Here is a 17274-nt window from a genome sequence, read left to right on the forward strand (position 1 = left end):
AGCTAGTTTTGGCCCAGCCTCTTTCTATTTATAGCCACCCGCGCTCATATTGTTTAGGTGCTTCGATTTCGACACCAAGCTCCTTAGCAGCTGTCCGCGGCCAGTACGGATCGCGCAGCAATTCGCGTGCTAAAAAGATTAAATCGGCACGATCATTTTGTAAAATTTCTTCCGCTTGAATTGGTGAAGTGATTAAGCCAACTGCCCCTGTATCAATCCCTGCTTCATGCTTTATGGTTTCAGAATAAGACACTTGATATCCTGGGTACACATTAATGTGTGCCGGCACCACGGCGCCAGAGCTGACATCGATTAAATCAACCCCCTGCTCCTTCATCCACTTGGCAAACGTTATGTAATCTTCCGGTGTTAATCCGTCTTCGTGGTAATCATTCGCAGAAACCCGGACAAAAAGAGGTCCTTCCCATACCATTTTGATGGCATTGATCACTTCGCGAAGGATACGGTAGCGGTTTTCCGCTGTTCCGCCGTATTCATCTGTTCTTTTATTTGAAAGCGGGGAAAGGAATTCGTTTAGCAAATACCCATGGGCACCGTGAAGTTCAATTACATCGAATCCGGCCTTTTTCGCACGCTCCGCTCCTTTTTTAAATGCCTCAACGGTTTCTTCAATTTCTGCCTTGGTCATTTCCTTTGGAGTTTTTGATTTTTCATTAAATGCAATGGCTGATGGGGCGATAATTTCTCCTTCTAAAACAGCTTTTCTGCCGGCATGGGCCAGCTGGATACCTATTTTTGCCCCATGTTCTTTTACAAGCCCGACAAGTTCGTGGAACCCTTCAACATGTGCGTCACTCCAAATACCTAAATCCTGCGGTGAAATCCGTCCTTGCGGCGTAACAGCGGTTGCTTCGACGATAATTAGGCCCACTTGTCCAACAGCCCTAGACGTGTAGTGTGCACGGTGCCAGTTTTCCACACGACCGTCTTCGTTGTGGCTTGAGTACATGCACATTGGTGACATGACAATTCGGTTTTTCAATGTGACACCCTTAATACTATAAGGAGAAAATAATTTTACAGTCATTCATAAAAACCTCCTTCAAAATTTACCACTTTTAGTATAGCAAAGACATGCGGAATCATGTGCAATCTATGCTTTATCTTTTTCTCTAAGTTCACTTAAACGGTAGGTGGTTCCCCGCCAAACAATCCCGCCGCGCTTAAACGTCAGGCAGCTTGCACGGATAATCGAATAAATAAACAACAAAGCAGTAATCGGCAGTACGAGAAACATAGCAGGGGAGAAGACGGTCATTCGTTTAATGATGAGATAGTAATGAATCCCGCTTAAGGCGATATTTCCTAAGCTCAACAGGGCAATGGTCTTATTGCCTGAAAAAACAGCAATAAACGGCAGGACATTTGTTACAAACACACCGACAATTGCAAAAAACACCATGCTGATGCGGTAATTTAAGCCGGCAAACGTATTCTTCTCTAAGCCTGTAAATGCCTCTTTTAAACTTCCATACCACTCTACTTCAATTAACGGCAATGCCGTGACGATTCGCTGTCGGAAACCAGCTCTCTTCAGTTTCATCCCAAGCTGTAAATCATCATCGGGCCGCATTTTTATTTTTTCATGGGTACCAAATGCCGTGTAGGCGGATTTCCTTACAAGATTGAAAGCCCCAATCCCTGTTCCAATTTTCGACTTTGGGTTATTGGCCATCCATGGACGCTTATAATAGGAAAAGCCAAATAGGAAGAAGGCAATAAATGTTTTCAGCCAAAACCTTTTAGCATGTAAGTTAGGGGCTGCTGTTAAATGATCCAGCCTTTGCCTCTCAAAGTAATGGAGTGCCTTTGCAAAGCTTTTAGGCTGGTACTCAACGTCCGCATCCGTAAATAACAGCCACTTTCCTGAAGCCTTTAGAGCACCCGTATATAAGGCATGATTTTTTCCGAGCCATCCTTTCGGTAAGTTTTCTATATGGATGACGGATATTCGTGCGTCTAGTTCAGCCAATTCGTTCATTATAGTTCCCGTTTGATCTGTGGAACGGTCGTCTACAAGAATCCATTCTACATTTTGATATGTTTGCTTCAACTGGCTAAGAACGCTTGCCTTTATTTGCTTTTCTTCGTTTCGCGCCGCCACAATGACGGATAATAACGGACCGGGTTCCAACTCTTCTTCTCTTTCTAATGGCTCTAGATTTTGCAGACCAAGCAGGGCATCTACTAGAAAAACGAGCCAAACGACAATGCCAATAGCGAAGAGCACAGTAAGTATGATTTCCATCTTTCCAAATCCTTTTTCGAAGTGTTAACTTCAGTATATGAAAGATGTAAAGAAAGTACCAAAAAGACGCTCTGATTAATATACTTTAAGCTCGGAACATAAGGCATCGCCCATTTTTTTAGACTGAGTGGCGGCAGCTTTGATACAGGAAATAAAAGCTTGCTGAACTCCGTTGGCTTCCAAGATGCGCACCCCTGCTTCGGTAGTTCCGCCTGGACTTGTTACTTCCCGGCGAAGCTGTTCTGGCGGCTTGGCTGAGCTTTTGACCATTTCCGCTGCCCCGATTAGTGTTTGCACAATTAGCTGTTTTGCGATTTGTTTTTCCAGGCCGATTTCTACCGCACTATTTTCCATTGCCTCAATCAAATAATAAATATAGGCTGGGCCGCTACCGGACAGTCCGGTTACGGCATCAAGCTGACTCTCCTCAACGAAGGCGGCCAGGCCGACCGTTTCGAACAGCTGTCGCGCTATTTCCAGCTGGCTTTCCGAGACACGTTCGTTTACTGCAATGGCTGTCGCTGATTTTCCCACTGCCGCAGATGTATTTGGCATGGCCCTTGCAACCGCCAGCTGCCGGCCGGCCAGCATTTCTATCGTATTCATGGAAACCCCGGCAAGCACGGAAACCATTAGCATTTCATCTGTTAAATATTCGCGGATTTTATCAATTGCCGCCGCAGCATCTTTTGGTTTCATTGCCAGCATAACAATATCAGTATCTACAAAAAGTTCCTTTAAATTATAGGACCCGTTGATCCCGTAATGCTCTGCTAAATAATCCAGCCTTTCCTTATTAGAGTGGTTTGTTACCCAGACGTTTTTTCGATTTATTAACCCATTTTCTAAAATACCGGAAATAAACGCTTCAGCCATGGAGCCGCCGCCGATAATTGTCATTTTTTTCATGAAAAGATCCCCCTTTTATTTTTTGAAAAAACAAAAAGACCCTTCATCCGTAAAGGACGAAAGGTCTTATCTTCCGCGGTACCACCTTCATTTACCCCAGAGAAAAAGATTCTCTCGGGGTTCACTCGATTCCGTTAACGCCGGAATACGTTAGGTTTGCCTAAATGCTCATAAGGTAGGTTCAATGATCAAGAGGGCGGTGAAGCCTTTCAGCCTGCCGAGCTTCACTCTCTTTCGCCGTTTCTCATTTACTGGCCTTACTCATTGCATTAAAACGAATCAAAGTTTTAATAGTGATTATGCAAGAAAAACAGGCTATTTGTCAAGAGGTAAGTTTACGGAATTTTTTGTTTTTTGAAAAATGATTTTTCGAAATTAATGACATTTATAGATAAAATCGCTACACTTTATAATATATGTCTAGGAACTTAGGAACTTGCACTATATAACGATAACATTAGGGAGACTTTAATTGAATGAATGGTAAAATGGTATTGCGATAATATTTCTGCCGACTCCATTTCCGGTCGGAGATGTAAATTTTATTTGTAAGTAAAAAAACTAACACTTGTGGATAAAGGTCTAAAAACGGAACGGGTATGGAATTCTCTTAATGAGGTGGCAAAATGGTCAGGGAACAATTAAAAAATAAAAATATTGTGATTACCGGTGCTTCAGGGGGGATTGGTGCGGAAATCGCTAAGCTTTGTGCAGCGAGCGGGGCGAATCTTGTCTTGCTTGCCCGCAGCCTTGATAAACTAAAGCTGCTAGAGGCCGAACTGGAAGCGCAGTATCATGTGAGAGTAGAAGTTTTTCAGCTTGATGTCTCTGATACGAATCAAATCCAAGAGGTTTTTCAGCACATATTTGCGATGATTGGGGATATTGACATTCTTGTAAATAATGCCGGCTTTGGGATTTTTCGCGAAGCTCACGAGGCATCGATTGATGAAATAAAAGGGATGTTTGGCGTGAATGTTGTCGGGTTAATGGCCTGTACCAGCATGGTTTTGCCAAAAATGCGGGAGAGAGGCTTTGGACAGATTATCAATATTGCCTCGCAGGCTGGAAAAATCGCTACCCCGAAATCGAGTGTGTATTCTGCTACGAAGCATGCTGTGCTTGGCTATTCCAACGCCCTGAGGATGGAGCTTTCCGACTATAATATTCAAGTGACAACGGTCAACCCCGGGCCGATTGCAACAAACTTTTTTACTATTGCGGATGAACAGGGGACGTATGTGAAAAACGTCCAGAGATTTATGCTCAAGCCCGAATTTGTTGCAAGCAAGGTCGTTGGCACTATGCTGACGCGGACACGCGAAATTAATTTGCCGCGTTGGATGAATATGGGCAGCGTGGTTTTTGTTCTTTTTCCACGCTTGTTTGAGAGAATAGGGAAACGGGTGCTTAGTAAAAAATAGCGATTCTTATGCTGTTAAGCAAGTTTCATTTCCTAAAGCCCGCTTCTATGGTCTATGGGAGCGGGCTTTTTACTCTATTAAAAACTCATATACAGCATCATTCACTGCTTCATATAAATCCTCGTCTGGATCTGCTTTAGCAGCCTGAAGAACCTTATTCGTTAATTCCTCTAAATCTTTTTCGGTAATCGGCGTTGAATCCTCCTCATAATATTGTTTAAAACAATTCTTAATCATCTTCATCACAAACTTTTTTTCCACGGAATACACCTCACCAACATTATATCGCTTTTTAGCTTGTTGGAAAGATGAAAAAAGGGACTTAACCAAGGTGGTCAGGTCCTTTTCAAAATCAGAGGCAAGCTTCATATTCTCTCATAATATTATCTATGATGGTTTGAACTGGCAGAATTTCTTTGATTTCATGTACTCTGGCACCTGTAAAAACAAGACCATTTTCACAATCGCCATTCATTGAAGTGATCAATGAATCAAGTGTACAAAAACGATAGGAACAATCTTTTAAACAATCAATGCATTTCTTAATTTTTACCTTTTTTTCATCTGAAATAAGGTCAGTGAAATGATTCTTAATCGCACGGCCTTGGAGACCAACCGTTGTTTTTACTAAAATCGTATCTTCCTGCCGTGCCTCTACATATTTTTCTTTAAATGATATCGGTGCATCACACTCTTCGCTTGCAACAAATCTTGTTCCCATCTGCACTCCAGAGGCCCCCATCCTCAGTGCTCGGGCGAGATCTTCTCCGGTCAAGATACCTCCCGCAGCAATGACTGGAATTTTAACCGCCTCAACCACCTCGGGCAGTATGTCAAACAAAGGCCGTTCGGTACCGAGATGTCCGCCGGCTTCAAAGCCCTCTACAACTACTGCGCTGGCTCCAAGGCGTTCAGACATCTTTGCAAGTCTCGCTGAAGATACAATCGAGATGACAGGAATCCCGGCTTCCCTTCCCCAAGCATACATATCTCTTGAAATGCCAGCACCAGATATGATGAAATCAACTTTTTCTTCAATGGCTGATTTCATTTTTTCAGCAAAGTCATTCATAGCAAAGAGAACATTGACTCCAATATAGCCTGAATTCGTTATCCTTTGCTTCGCCTTCCTTATATGCATTCTCATTTCCTCAACTGTTATTCCTGTTCCTGAGATGATTCCAATTCCTCCTGCGTTCGCAACGGCAGATGCTAGGCCGCTTAAAGAAATGCCGACCCCCATCCCTCCTTGTATGATCGGAACCTTTGGCAGCATGTGTCCTATTTTTAATTGTGGGAAATTCAAGAAAAAACCCCATTTCGTTTTTATTTTTGAAGCAGAATCTTAAATACCCATTCATTGTAGCAGGATGATTTTAATAACACAGTGAGTAAATTAACATCTGCTCTTAAAAGTTGATAATATTTTTTCGGAAGTAATGCTTTCTTATAAACATACAAAAAATTTCCATTGAATACGAACGAATATTCGTATAAGATATAGAATATAATAAGGAACGAATGTTCGATAATGATGTGTGGAGGAAAAGCTTATGATCGATTACAGCACGTTGCCGCATCATAAAATTTTATGTATCGACATGAAAAGCTTCTATGCCAGCTGCTCCGCTGTCATGCTGGGATTGGATCCTTTGGATTGCTATATCGCGATTGTCGGTGACAAAGAACGGCAGGGGAGTGTCGTACTTGCGGCCTCCCCGAAGCTAAAAAAAGAATTCGGCATCAAAACAGGCTCGCGGCTGTTTGAGGTCCCTAAGGATGACCCAAGGGTTCAAATTGTAGAGCCTAAGATGGCCACTTATTTGCGGATTTCTACCGAAATTACCCGTGTCTTTAACCGCTACGTTCCGAAAGAAGCTATTCATGTTTACAGTGTCGATGAAAGCTTTATTAAAGTAGATGAGGTCTTACATTTATGGGGGGATGCCCGTACGATTGCAGAGAAAATAAAAAATGACATTGAACGGGAATTCCAGCTCCCATGTACGATTGGGATTGGTCCTAATATGCTGCTGGCAAAGCTTTGTCTTGATCTTGAAGCGAAAAAGACATGGATTGCCGAGTGGACGTATGAAGACGTCCAAACAAAGCTGTGGAAAGTATCACCGCTAAGGGAAATGTGGGGCATCGGCCGTCGGGTAGAAAAAACATTAAATGGTATGGGGATTTTCACGGTTGGTCAGCTGGCCCGCCATGATTTAGACATACTGGAAAAGAAATTCGGCATTATGGGCAATCAGCTTTACCATCATGCCTGGGGAGTTGATCTTTCCGATTTAGGTGCACCGATTATTGAAGGACAGATTAGCTTTGGAAAAAGTCAAATCCTCTTAAGGGACTACAAAGACGAAGAAGAAATCAAGCATGTCATTCTAGAAATGTGCGAGGAGGTCGCACGGCGGGCGAGAACCCGCCGCAAAGCCGGCAGGACAGTCAGCCTTGGAGTCGGTTACAGCCAGGACGAATTTGGCGGCGGTTTTCATCGCGCAAGAACAATCAAGCAGCCGACAAATGTTACGATGGAGCTTTACCGTGTCTGCCTTGAATTGTTTTATGAGCATTATAACGGCAAGACGGTCAGGCAGATTTCAATTTCACTTGGCAATATTGTTGACGATTGTGAACTGCAGCTGGATCTTTTTGATCTGGGGGCTTACAAAAGGCGGGAGCTTGGCTATGTGGTCGATTCTGTCCGCCGACGCTTTGGACCAGGTTCCTTATTAAGAGCCGTTTCTTATACGTCAGGAGGAACAGCCAAGCACCGTGCTACGCTTGTTGGCGGGCATAAAATGTAAAAGAAAAGTGGAAGCGCCTAGGCGCATGGAGCTAGACAAGTAAAGAAAGAAGGCGAGGCATATGATTCGTGACCGCGGAAGAATCAAATGGACGTCGATGATGCTTCCTGAGCATGTGAAACTGCTCAGAGATTGGGTAAAAGAAGACCAGTATGAACTGCAAAAGGAAATGGATGAACAGCAGTTCGAGCTGATGAATGACATCTTAGCCGAGGCTATCGAATTTAATCAGGATGTAACGATAACTCATTACCGAAACCGTAATTACGAAATTGTGATTGGAAAAATCCACTATTGGGATGAACTGGAACATAAGCTTCATGTTGTAGATCATTTTAATGAATTGCACCGAATCACGATTGATACAATCGCTGACATTAGATTAACGGATATATAAAAGAGCGGCCTCATCGAAAGGCCGCTCTCCTAATAATTAATCTTCTTGTGGCACTCGAACCTGAGATTCAAAATTCCCTTTATGGGAGCCATCGCAAAATGGCTTATTCTTGCTCAAGCCGCAGCGGCAAAGAGAGAAGGAAGGCTTTGTAGTATAAACCTTGCCCTCGCCGTCTAGCAATTCTACATCACCAGTGATTCTTAATGACCCATTATCATTTACCTTAATTTGTACCTTTGACATATTAGCCAGCACCCCTTGTAAAATGTTCGTATATACCTGAGATTAACTGGAATCACAGGAAAATGCAAACAATAGACCGTGAGCAAAAAAGATTCTGCCTAAAGTTGCATATGATATTATCATCATATGTCGAATGAGGGGGAACTTAAACATGGAAATTTTGATTACAGAAGCAGCAGCAGCAAAAATTAATGAAAAAACAGCAGGCCGATCTGGGTATCTGAAGCTAAAATACGATACAGATGGCTGCGGCTGAGCAGTAAGCGGAGTTGCCGCCTTGTGGTTCACAGGCGAATTAGATGAAGACGATATAGAAGTTAAGACAAATGATAGAACTGTATATGTTGAAAAATCAAAGCTTGTTTTCTTTGATGAGGAGATGAAAATTGATTTTTCCGGAAGCACTAACAGTTTCCAGCTTAAAAGCCCGCAGCAAATAATTAATGGACGAATGAACTTCGTTATGAAAGTAAAAGCAGACTGAACCTTAAGGGGTCAGTCTGTTTTTACTTGACATAGCCGGCTCAACATATTTTTGCAAAAACTCATCAACAACCCGTTCATAATCGGCGCGATTTTCGTTAAAGGATTGGGCATGCTTTCCTTTTTCGGCAATATAAAGCATCTTTGGTCCCTTTTTATGTTCGAACAATTCTTTTGTCATTGAGGGCAAAATAAAATCATCTTTGCGGCTATGTATAAACAGGACCGGGTGTTTGATATTTTCAATTACCGAAATCGGCGAAACATGGCGGATTGAATATTTATCGCGGAGGCGCAAGAATATATCCCCAATTGGAAGCAATAAACCAGGCATGATTTTGAAATCCTTTTTGATGACATAGGCAAGCTGCTGCTTAAAATCAGAAAAAGGGCAATCAGCAATATAAAAATCAGCCCCATCTTCTAGGAGCCCAGCATATAAAAGCATCGTCGCAGCCCCCATTGATTCCCCATGAATCCCTAATAAAGTATCTTCCCCTTTTTCTTTTTTCAGCCAATCGACCACTGCCTTTAAATCGAATTTTTCATAGTGGCCAAAGCTTGTTGTTTTGCCGCCGGATTCCCCGTGGCGGCGATGGTCATATATCAATGTATTAAAACCGTGCTTAAGGAAAAGGTTCGCATATTTGATCGAATTGACTTTCGTTTCCGTCACGCCGTGCGCAATAATCACATAGCGGTTCGTTTGATACGGTTCGGCAAGTACCGCTTTAATCGTATAGCCAAACGGGGAGGGAATGTCGATATGCCGTCTTGGCAGTGTTTTTAATTGATCGGGATTCACTCTGCCCGCTTCTTTTTCCCGCTTTAAGATGAAAGCCTCATCCTTCTTTTTCATATACATGAGACGGTTGGTAAAATATAAAGCGAGTGCCAGCCAGAAAAAAAATATAATGAACAGGGTACGAAATGCCTTTTTCAAAAAATGGCACCTCCAAGAGGGATATTTACATAAATTAGCAAAGTTAATTTTACCATAAGAAAAGCCGCATATACCAATTAGCGGCTCAATCGAAAAGCGGAAGCGCCTGGGTCAGGGGCGAAAAACACAAGACGAGCCGGCAAGAAGGTTGTTTTTTAGCCTTCTTGCCGGATTGTGATCTCGAGCCCCTAGCGCTTCTTCTAAAGCTTTCAAGTCGTACGAGGATAATGCTGTCGAAGATTTGCTTGTAAAGCTAGATATTAAAGGTTTTTATTGTTCTGAATTCTGGCGTTTTGTTGGATGTATGGCCTTTTCAATCTCTTCAGCAGCAATCATCCTTTTCCCGCCGCCTGCTGATTCCGCATAGTTTTTTCCTGCAGAACTATTTCCTTTTTCCCGCTTCTGGCTCATAAGTGAATCTCCCTTCGAGATAGTTTCATCTAATAAGATGCTTTTAGGAAAGGGAGATTATTCATAGCTTTAGTTGTTTTGCGCATGAAGGCGGTAATAGCTGCTTTCAATTTTTCTAGAAACATACGGGCGGACCAGTTCAATTGCAACGAGCAGCTTTGATAAATCAATCCCAGTCACGATTCCCATCCTTTCAAGCATATAGACAACATCCTCTGTTGCTGTATTACCGCTGGCGCCAGGAGCAAACGGACAGCCGCCAAGACCGCCGGCTGAGGTATCAAAGCGGTCAATCCCAGCTTGAAGGCAGGCGAAAATATTGGCCAGTCCAAGCTTTCGAGTATCGTGAAAATGAGCTGTAAGAAGGGTCTTCGGAAACGCTTCTTTTAATTTAACAAAAAGCGAATAAGCCTCGTTTGGTGCAGCCATCCCAATCGTATCAGCAACACTTAATTCATCAACACCGGTTTCTACAAAATTACGGCAAAGCTGAATGGTATCATTTTCGTTGATTTTTCCCTCGTAAGGACAGTAAAATGCCGTTGAAATACAGGCCCGGACAAAGTACCCTTTTTCTTTCAGTTCCTGGATGATGGGTTTCAATTCTGCCATGCTTTCTGACGTCGATTTGTTAATATTTTTTTTATTAAAACTGTCACTGACCCCCACAAACACGGCGACTGCTTTGCAGCTGGTGGAATAAATCCTGTCAATTCCTTTACGGTTCGGGGCAAGGACAATGTTTCTGGTTTGATCATCTAGGCAGTCAAGGACAATTTCAGCCGCATCTCCCATTTGCGGCACCCATTTTGGCGACACAAATGATGTCAGTTCCATTTCCATGATTCCGGCATTTCGAAGTTCTTGGATAAATTGTTTTTTTATTTCAGTTGGCACAAATTGTTTTTCATTTTGCAGGCCGTCCCGCGGTCCCACTTCGATAATTGTTATTTTTTTTGGCAATGTCATCATACTTTCTTTCCCCCCTGACCAGTCATAATTTTATTGTAGTAGTGGTAATTTCGGAAAATAGCGAATAAACAGAATTTTAACAAATTTAATGTTAAAATGGAAGAAATGATGATGGGGGAGAGAGTTATGTATGCTCTTGGACACCCGATTGGGATAAGCGAACGCGAATACTAGTTACATTAATCCATGAAATGAACCGAAAAAATGCCAGATACGGCTTAGACACGCTGTGTATTGGCGGCAAGCAAGGGGGCGCAGCGGTAGTAGAGTTAGTTTAAAAGGCATGGAAGGCAGGCTGATATATAAGCAGCTTGCCTTTTTAGATGAAATTCGCTGCATCTGGTTGTATAATATGAACAAAATCTTCTTTAAAGGAGAATTATTTAATGAAGAAAAAGCAGCAAAAACCAACAAAGAAAAAAGATGATTCAGCATTAACGCTTAAGGATATAATCAATCCGGATCTAATGAAACAACTTAAGGACCAGCAAGAGCAGTTAAAAGCTGAAGAAGAGAAAAGAAAAGAGCAGGAAGAGCAGAGAAAGCGTGAGGAAAGAAGATTGAAAGAAAAGAATAAATCCTTTGAAGAGCTTTTGAACGAAAGCGGTATGAATTGGAAGGATTTTAAATAAGAGAGCCGCCATGGCTCTCTTTATTTAACGATGCTCCTGATAAACACTCGCATTCGTCAAGTTTTTTATTAAAGCCACTTCTTTTTCGGTTAAAGGCTTGCTTCTGACCGCCGCAGCATTACTTCGGACCTGTTCAGCACTGCTGGCACCAGCAATCACGGAAGCAACGTTGGAGTCGGCTAAATTATATTGTAAGGCAACCTCAGTAAACGGTCTTGCAGCAGCTGCTTTTTCTTTTAACAATGGTAAAAGTTTGCTTAATTCCTCGAAACTGTAATCTAAATACCCCTTTTCAGAAGCTTTTTCCAACAGCTTCTCACTCAACAGCCCCTTTGCAAGCGGTCCGCGAGTCACAACGCTGATCCCATGTTCAGCCAAAAGTGGAAGTGCCTCTTCTTCAGGCCGGCGGTCTAACATGCTATACTGCATCATCACGGAAACGATGTTTGATTTTTTTACATATTCCCGGATGACATTTGGGCGAATCGAAGAGATACCGTAATAGCGAATGAAACCTTCTGTCTTTAATTCTTCAAACGCTTCAATTATGTCATCAATCGGATCATCTAGCGTCCCTCCATGCAATTGATATAAATCAATATAATCGATGTCAAGCCGCTTTAAGCTGTTTTTCACTGCTTCCTTTATATAGGCCTTAGAGGGATCCCATGACCAGCCGCTTTTGTCAGCATTCCAGCGGTTCCCGACCTTCGTTGCAATGACTACCTGCTCTCGCGACTCCTTTAACGCCTTCCCGACTAAATTTTCATTTTCACCAAAATCATATAAATCGGCAGTATCAAAATAATTAATTCCTTCTTCAAGTGCCGCTTCAATAATTTCGCGGGCTTCTTTTTCTTCCGTCCCGATTGACATGCACCCGAGCCCTAACTCTGACACATATAAATCAGAATTCCCAAGTCTTCTTTTTTTCAAAGTAATCCCCCCTCATTTACTACAATTTTAGTAAAGAATAGGGCAAACTACAAACAGCAAACCTCATTTTTGGGCAGACTTTTGCACCCATTCAGCAACGGTGGCATGTTCACGATGATATTCTTTTAGCTTTTGCAGCACTTCCCAGGCCTTGCCGACAAGGATGATGCCTTTATCATGGACGTACACCTTCATCCATACCCCTCCCATTAAAGTATGGTAAAATGTATGACGTGAAGAACGGAATAGAACAGGAGTTGACAGGAATGAACAGTCTTGAAGAAAAAACGCTCCATAGCGAAGAAATATTTTCGGGAAAAATCATCACCCTTGAAATACAGGATGTTGAACTGCCAAATGGCAAGCGGGCAAAACGGGAAATTGTAAAACATCCAGGAGCAGTAGCAATTTTGGCGGTAACAGACGAGAATAAAATCGTAATGGTCGAACAATACCGCAAAGCGTTGGAAAAAACGATTGTCGAAATACCTGCAGGCAAGCTGGAAAAAGGGGAAGAGCCAGTAAACTGTGCCCGTCGGGAATTAGAGGAAGAGACAGGCTATGTCTGTGAATCCCTGGAACTGCTCACCTCCTTTTATACATCACCGGGATTTGCTGATGAAATCGTCCATGTTTTTTTAGCAAAGGGTTTAACTAAGAAAGAAAACCCTGCTGCTTTGGATGAAGACGAGTTTGTTAATTTAGAGGAACTGACGCTGGCAGAAGCACAGCAATATGTAAAAGAACAAAAGGTTTATGACGCGAAAACAATTTACGCGGTCCAATACTTACAATTACAAGAGGCGTTGACAGCTAAATGAATCGCTATTATGTAGATTTACATATTCATATTGGCCGGACGTGGACGGGCAAGCCAGTTAAAATTACCGGGGCAAAGTCACTGACGTTCACAAATATTATTGAACACGCAAGAAATATCAAAGGGTTAAATATGGTTGGAATCATCGATAGCCATTCGCCAGAAGTGATTCTTGAAATGGAGAGCCTGATTGAAAGCGGCGATGTGTATGAGCACCCTGACGGCGGCCTAATCTTTGGAGACCTAACTGTCATTCCTGGTTCCGAATTAGAAATTTATGATGAAGGGTGCAATGGTCCAATTCACGTGCTTTGCTTTTTGCCAAATCTTTTAGCTATGAAGGAATTTTCAAATTGGCTTTCCGGTCATTTGAAAAATATTCAGCTGAGCTCCCAGCGTGTCTATATTCCAGGCCTTGTGTTACAGAAGAAGGTGAAAGAAATGGGAGGCATGTTTATCCCCGCCCATGTATTCACTCCATTTAAAAGTTTATATGGGAAGGGTGTGAATCGTTCCTTAACAGAGGTATTCGACCCTGAACTCATCGATGGAATTGAACTTGGCTTAAGTTCTGATACAGAGATGGCTGACCAAATTGGAGAAATTCATCGTTACACGTTTGTGACTAATTCCGATGCCCACTCGCTCGCGAAGATTGCTAGAGAATACCAGGTTGTAGCGATGGAGGAACCGACTTTTACTGAACTGCAAAAAGCATTAAAAGGGGAAGATGGACGAAAGGTCCTTGCGAACTATGGTCTCGACCCATTACTTGGTAAATATCACAAAACTGTTTGCGCCAATTGCCTGCATCCGGCATACGAAGGCGACCAAGTATGTGAACAATGTGGTCATAAAAAAATTATTAAAGGGGTAGCAGACCGTATTCTTGAGTTAAAAACGGCAAAAGAAAGTCCACTTGGAAGACCGTCATATGTTCATCAAGTACCGCTTGAATTTATTCCCGGCCTGGGGCCAAGGCTCTTGGAGAAATTGGTCAATCACTTTGGCAGTGAAATGGCCATCCTCCATGAGGTTCCATACAATGCTTTGAAAGAGGTAGTACCGGAAAAGATTGCCGGCTTTATTTTGAAAGCAAGAGAAGGGAAAGTGCTTCTTGCAGCAGGCGGCGGTGGGAAATATGGAAAAATTGCCGATCAGTAAACAAAAAACTCGAAAGCATAGGCTTTCGGGTTTTTTGTTTTACTCTATTATTTTTAATCATAGATTTACTAGACTAGCATAGACTGTAGTAACTGAGTGAAAAACAGGAGGAAGCAGATATGAAAAAACGATTGTACCAGTCCAATGTAGCCGCTTATTTCCGTGAACATTCCTCGATTTTTTTATTTATTGTCGTCTTATTCTTAATGGGAGTCATTTTTGGGGCGATCGTTGTAAATAGTATGAGCTTTACCCAGAAGGAGGACCTATTTTACTATTTATCACAATTTTTTGGACAAGTATCGGATGGGAAGGTTGCTGAAAAAAACGATCTCTTTATGCAGAGCTTTTTTCATAACAGTAAATTCATTGCGCTGTTCTGGATTCTAGGAATCTCAATTATTGGACTTCCAGTCATTCTCATTCTCTTATTTATTAAGGGGATGGTTGTCGGCTTTACGGTCGGCTTCCTTGTCAGCCAAATGGGATGGAAGGGATTTATGCTTGCGTTTGTTTCTATCCTGCCGCAAAATTTGATTATCATTCCGGTGTTTATTATTATGGCATCATTATCAGTAATAATTTCGTTGAAAATGATTAAAAAGCAATTTATGAAAAAATTTGCTCAGCCAATCATGCCGTTATTTAAGGGATATATTTTTGCCCTGTTCGCAGCCGTCATCTTTATTTCAGCGGCATCAGGGGTAGAAGCCTATTTATCACCATGGTTAATGAAAACTGTTATAAGTTCTGCTGGATTAAAGTGATTATTAAGTGATATTGATTACCGGAACTTATTTATAATAATTTTATTTTGAATCTCCCCCATCATCTGTTATAATGAAAACTAACAGTGGCGAGGGAGGGACAAAGGCATGGAAACTAGACTTGAGAGAATCAAAAAGCAGTTGCACTCAGCAAGCTATAAACTCACACCTCAGCGAGAGGCAACCGTTAGAGTATTACTAGAAAATGAAGAGGATCATTTAAGTGCAGAAGATGTGTACCTCCTCGTGAAAGAAAAATCGCCTGAAATTGGTTTAGCAACTGTTTATCGAACATTAGAATTATTAACAGAATTAAAAATTGTTGATAAAATAAATTTTGGTGACGGCGTTTCCCGCTATGATCTAAGGCAGGAAGGTGCAGCACATTTTCATCATCATCTTGTTTGTATTGAATGCGGTGCCGTTGATGAAATTCAGGAAGATTTACTAGAGGATGTTGAAGCGATTGTCGAACGTAGATGGAAATTTAAAATTAAAGATCATCGCCTTACATTCCACGGCATCTGTCATCGCTGTCAAGATAAAGTAAAAGAAGCTATAGCAGATGAATAACCAAAGGTCCTTTTTCAAGCAAAGGACTTTTTTTATTTCCCTTGCAAAATCTTATTGAACTAGGTATAAAACTTGTCCATTATGGCATACATTTTACTAGGATATAAATATCTTAGGCTGCACAATTGACAGACAGTTACCAATCATAAGAGTATGGGGGAAGAAAAATGGTTTCGTTTATAAAGGCAGTTCTGCAAACCTTAAAGGTCTTTATTATATTCACCGGGTGCACGGTGCTCTTTTATTATGGTATCATGTGGATATCGGAAGAATATCAAAACTATCATCGCTATGATGAACCGGAAGGATCCGCGATTAGCGTTTCAAACCCTGTCAAAGCAGGAGGATCTGCCTGGTTTGACAGGTTAAAATTGTTTTATTTAAATGGGGAGTAAGGCGATGGAAGAACAAATACAACGGTTTTTGCAGTTTTTAATAGTAGAAAAAGGACTAGCACAAAATACAATTTTGTCCTATGAACGAGATTTAAAAAGCTATATTCATTATTTAAAAGAGGAAGAATCGATTAAGGACTTAAATAGCGTTCAACGAATTCATATCGTTCATTTTCTTAGCTCTTTAAAAGATCATGGAAAATCATTGAAAACAATAGCAAGGCACATAGCTTCGGTAAGAGCATTTCATCAATTTTTATTAAGAGAAAAAATAACTGAGCAGGATCCAACCGTTCATCTTGAAACGCCAAGGTTAGAAAGGGCGCTGCCAAAGGTATTGAGCTTGCAGGAAGTAGAGACTCTGTTGGATGCTCCGAAACTGCATGATCATTTTGGGCTAAGAGATAAAGCGATGCTGGAGCTCCTTTATGCAACAGGAATCAGGGTAAGTGAATTAATCGGTATGGATGTTGAAAATATTAATTTATCGATGGGCTTTATTCGTTGTGTTGGCAAGGGAAGCAAGGAGAGAATCATCCCGATTGGAACAACAGCAATGGAGGCTGTTAAACTATATTTAGATCGTGGGAGACCACAGTTTATTTCAAAAAAACAAGCAGACCATGCCCTCTTTTTAAATCATCAAGGCAAAAGATTAACAAGACAAGGATTTTGGAAAATATTAAAGAAATTAGCACGAGTTGCTGGAATAGACAAGGAACTGACACCACATACACTAAGACATTCTTTTGCAGCTCATTTAATTGAAAATGGGGCTGATTTACGGGCCGTTCAGGAAATGCTTGGTCATGCCGATATCTCAACAACACAAATATATACGAATGTGACAAAAGCTAAATTAACGGATGTATATCGTAAATTTCATCCACGAGCTTGATAGAATGATAGGAATAAAATAGATTGAATTTCAAAAAGTTGCCACAATATATGGCAGCTTTTTCTTGAAATTTCACACCTATTTAGTAAAATAATGATGTCAGACTTCTGACGATGGGCACGATTTTTTAAGGCTAATCCTCTCTATAAAGGGAAATATATCATTGTGAGCATTTCTCCGTTTGAAAACGTTATCAGGGATTCGGAAGGACCTGGTTCTTAA

The 17274-nt window shown here is 41.5% G+C and carries 21 protein-coding genes and 2 pseudogenes; 12 read left to right on the forward strand and 11 right to left on the reverse strand.

Translation table 11 applies throughout. From position 1 onward, the window contains the following. Positions 1-28: 28 nt before the first annotated feature. The 3 genes from namA to proC all read right to left on the reverse strand — a co-directional run bounded on the left by namA (position 29) and on the right by proC (position 3178). Entirely contained in the window at positions 29-1048 is a 1020-nt protein-coding gene (gene namA, locus IE222_RS24840) for an NADPH dehydrogenase NamA (protein WP_191277076.1), read from the reverse strand. Between the two features lie 66 nt (positions 1049-1114). Next, entirely contained in the window at positions 1115-2269 is a 1155-nt protein-coding gene (locus IE222_RS24845) for a glycosyltransferase family 2 protein (protein WP_223282880.1), read from the reverse strand. A gap of 75 nt (positions 2270-2344) precedes the next feature. Beyond that, positions 2345-3178: a pyrroline-5-carboxylate reductase gene (gene proC, locus IE222_RS24850; protein ID WP_191277077.1), complete on the reverse strand. Its 834-nt coding sequence runs from the start codon at positions 3176-3178 to the stop codon at positions 2345-2347. A 626-nt stretch (positions 3179-3804) separates the two neighbouring features. Between proC and IE222_RS24855 the strand changes: the two genes are divergently transcribed. Then, positions 3805-4602 carry an SDR family NAD(P)-dependent oxidoreductase gene (locus tag IE222_RS24855; protein WP_191277078.1) on the forward strand — a complete coding sequence of 266 codons (798 nt, stop codon included), beginning with the start codon at positions 3805-3807 and terminating at the stop codon, positions 4600-4602. Between the two features lie 69 nt (positions 4603-4671). Here the strand turns inward: IE222_RS24855 and IE222_RS24860 are convergent, their stop codons facing one another. Together IE222_RS24860 and IE222_RS24865 are read right to left on the reverse strand one after the other, a co-directional pair. After that, complete coding sequence (locus IE222_RS24860; protein ID WP_191277079.1) at positions 4672-4863, reverse strand: YqzH family protein; 192 nt, start codon at positions 4861-4863, stop codon at positions 4672-4674. A 91-nt stretch (positions 4864-4954) separates the two neighbouring features. Beyond that, positions 4955-5878 carry an NAD(P)H-dependent flavin oxidoreductase gene (locus IE222_RS24865; RefSeq protein WP_191277105.1) on the reverse strand — a complete coding sequence of 308 codons (924 nt, stop codon included), beginning with the start codon at positions 5876-5878 and terminating at the stop codon, positions 4955-4957. Positions 5879-6155: 277 nt separating this feature from the next. Here IE222_RS24865 and IE222_RS24870 point away from each other — a divergent pair, with 277 nt between their 5' ends. After that, positions 6156-7418 (forward strand): Y-family DNA polymerase, encoded by a 1263-nt coding sequence (locus tag IE222_RS24870; RefSeq protein WP_191277080.1) that lies wholly within the window; start codon positions 6156-6158, stop codon positions 7416-7418. 61 nt (positions 7419-7479) lie between these two features. Next, on the forward strand, positions 7480-7815 hold the full coding sequence (locus IE222_RS24875; protein ID WP_191277081.1) for a YolD-like family protein: 336 nt from the start codon (positions 7480-7482) through the stop codon (positions 7813-7815). Positions 7816-7851: 36 nt separating this feature from the next. On the opposite strand, the gene IE222_RS24880 is transcribed toward IE222_RS24875, so the two are convergent. After that, complete coding sequence (locus tag IE222_RS24880) at positions 7852-8058, reverse strand: CDGSH iron-sulfur domain-containing protein (RefSeq protein ID WP_191277082.1); 207 nt, start codon at positions 8056-8058, stop codon at positions 7852-7854. Between the two features lie 274 nt (positions 8059-8332). On the opposite strand from IE222_RS24880, the pseudogene IE222_RS26860 reads away from it, so the two are divergent. Continuing rightward, positions 8333-8542, forward strand: a pseudogene (locus IE222_RS26860) (iron-sulfur cluster biosynthesis family protein); the annotation flags it as partial. A 3-nt stretch (positions 8543-8545) separates the two neighbouring features. Here the strand turns inward: IE222_RS26860 and IE222_RS24890 are convergent. The 3 genes from IE222_RS24890 to IE222_RS24900 form a co-directional block, all read right to left on the reverse strand. Continuing rightward, on the reverse strand, positions 8546-9484 hold the full coding sequence (locus IE222_RS24890) for an alpha/beta hydrolase (protein WP_191277083.1): 939 nt from the start codon (positions 9482-9484) through the stop codon (positions 8546-8548). A 270-nt stretch (positions 9485-9754) separates the two neighbouring features. Beyond that, positions 9755-9895, reverse strand: a complete 141-nt coding sequence (locus IE222_RS24895) for a hypothetical protein (protein ID WP_191277084.1) — start codon at positions 9893-9895, stop codon at positions 9755-9757. Between the two features lie 69 nt (positions 9896-9964). Then, positions 9965-10864 carry a hydroxymethylglutaryl-CoA lyase gene (locus IE222_RS24900; protein WP_370465088.1) on the reverse strand — a complete coding sequence of 300 codons (900 nt, stop codon included), beginning with the start codon at positions 10862-10864 and terminating at the stop codon, positions 9965-9967. Between the two features lie 135 nt (positions 10865-10999). Here IE222_RS24900 and IE222_RS24905 point away from each other — a divergent pair. Both IE222_RS24905 and IE222_RS24910 read left to right on the forward strand, forming a co-directional pair. Beyond that, positions 11000-11145 (forward strand): annotated as a pseudogene (locus IE222_RS24905) (acetyl-CoA C-acyltransferase); the annotation flags it as partial. Positions 11146-11253: 108 nt separating this feature from the next. Further along, on the forward strand, positions 11254-11499 hold the full coding sequence (locus IE222_RS24910) for a YqkE family protein (RefSeq protein WP_191277086.1): 246 nt from the start codon (positions 11254-11256) through the stop codon (positions 11497-11499). 24 nt (positions 11500-11523) lie between these two features. On the opposite strand, the gene IE222_RS24915 is transcribed toward IE222_RS24910, so the two are convergent. Continuing rightward, positions 11524-12435, reverse strand: a complete 912-nt coding sequence (locus tag IE222_RS24915) for an aldo/keto reductase (RefSeq protein WP_191277087.1) — start codon at positions 12433-12435, stop codon at positions 11524-11526. 63 nt (positions 12436-12498) lie between these two features. After that, a complete protein-coding gene (mciZ, locus tag IE222_RS24920) occupies positions 12499-12630 on the reverse strand; it encodes a Z-ring formation inhibitor MciZ (protein WP_191277088.1) in 132 nt (43 codons plus the stop codon). A gap of 71 nt (positions 12631-12701) precedes the next feature. Between mciZ and IE222_RS24925 the strand changes: the two genes are divergently transcribed. The 6 genes from IE222_RS24925 to xerD all read left to right on the forward strand — a co-directional run bounded on the left by IE222_RS24925 (position 12702) and on the right by xerD (position 17052). Further along, positions 12702-13256 carry an NUDIX hydrolase gene (locus IE222_RS24925; protein WP_191277089.1) on the forward strand — a complete coding sequence of 185 codons (555 nt, stop codon included), beginning with the start codon at positions 12702-12704 and terminating at the stop codon, positions 13254-13256. Next, positions 13253-14419 carry an endonuclease Q family protein gene (locus tag IE222_RS24930; RefSeq protein WP_191277090.1) on the forward strand — a complete coding sequence of 389 codons (1167 nt, stop codon included), beginning with the start codon at positions 13253-13255 and terminating at the stop codon, positions 14417-14419. The genes IE222_RS24925 and IE222_RS24930 overlap by 4 nt, the downstream gene beginning before the upstream one ends. Before the next feature lie 119 nt (positions 14420-14538). Then, the gene (spoIIM, locus tag IE222_RS24935; protein ID WP_191277091.1) at positions 14539-15186 is read left to right on the forward strand and encodes a stage II sporulation protein M; all 648 of its coding nucleotides are present in this window, start codon (positions 14539-14541) and stop codon (positions 15184-15186) included. 108 nt (positions 15187-15294) lie between these two features. Beyond that, on the forward strand, positions 15295-15759 hold the full coding sequence (fur, locus tag IE222_RS24940) for a ferric iron uptake transcriptional regulator (RefSeq protein WP_191277092.1): 465 nt from the start codon (positions 15295-15297) through the stop codon (positions 15757-15759). Between the two features lie 167 nt (positions 15760-15926). Further along, positions 15927-16154, forward strand: coding sequence for a YqzK family protein (locus tag IE222_RS24945; RefSeq protein WP_191277093.1), 228 nt, complete (start codon positions 15927-15929; stop codon positions 16152-16154). 4 nt (positions 16155-16158) lie between these two features. Beyond that, a complete protein-coding gene (xerD, locus tag IE222_RS24950) occupies positions 16159-17052 on the forward strand; it encodes a site-specific tyrosine recombinase XerD (RefSeq protein ID WP_191277094.1) in 894 nt (297 codons plus the stop codon). Positions 17053-17274: the final 222 nt, after the last annotated feature.

Source organism: Neobacillus kokaensis, from assembly GCF_014656545.1.
GTDB classification, from domain to species: Bacteria; Bacillota; Bacilli; order Bacillales; family Cytobacillaceae; genus Neobacillus; species Neobacillus kokaensis.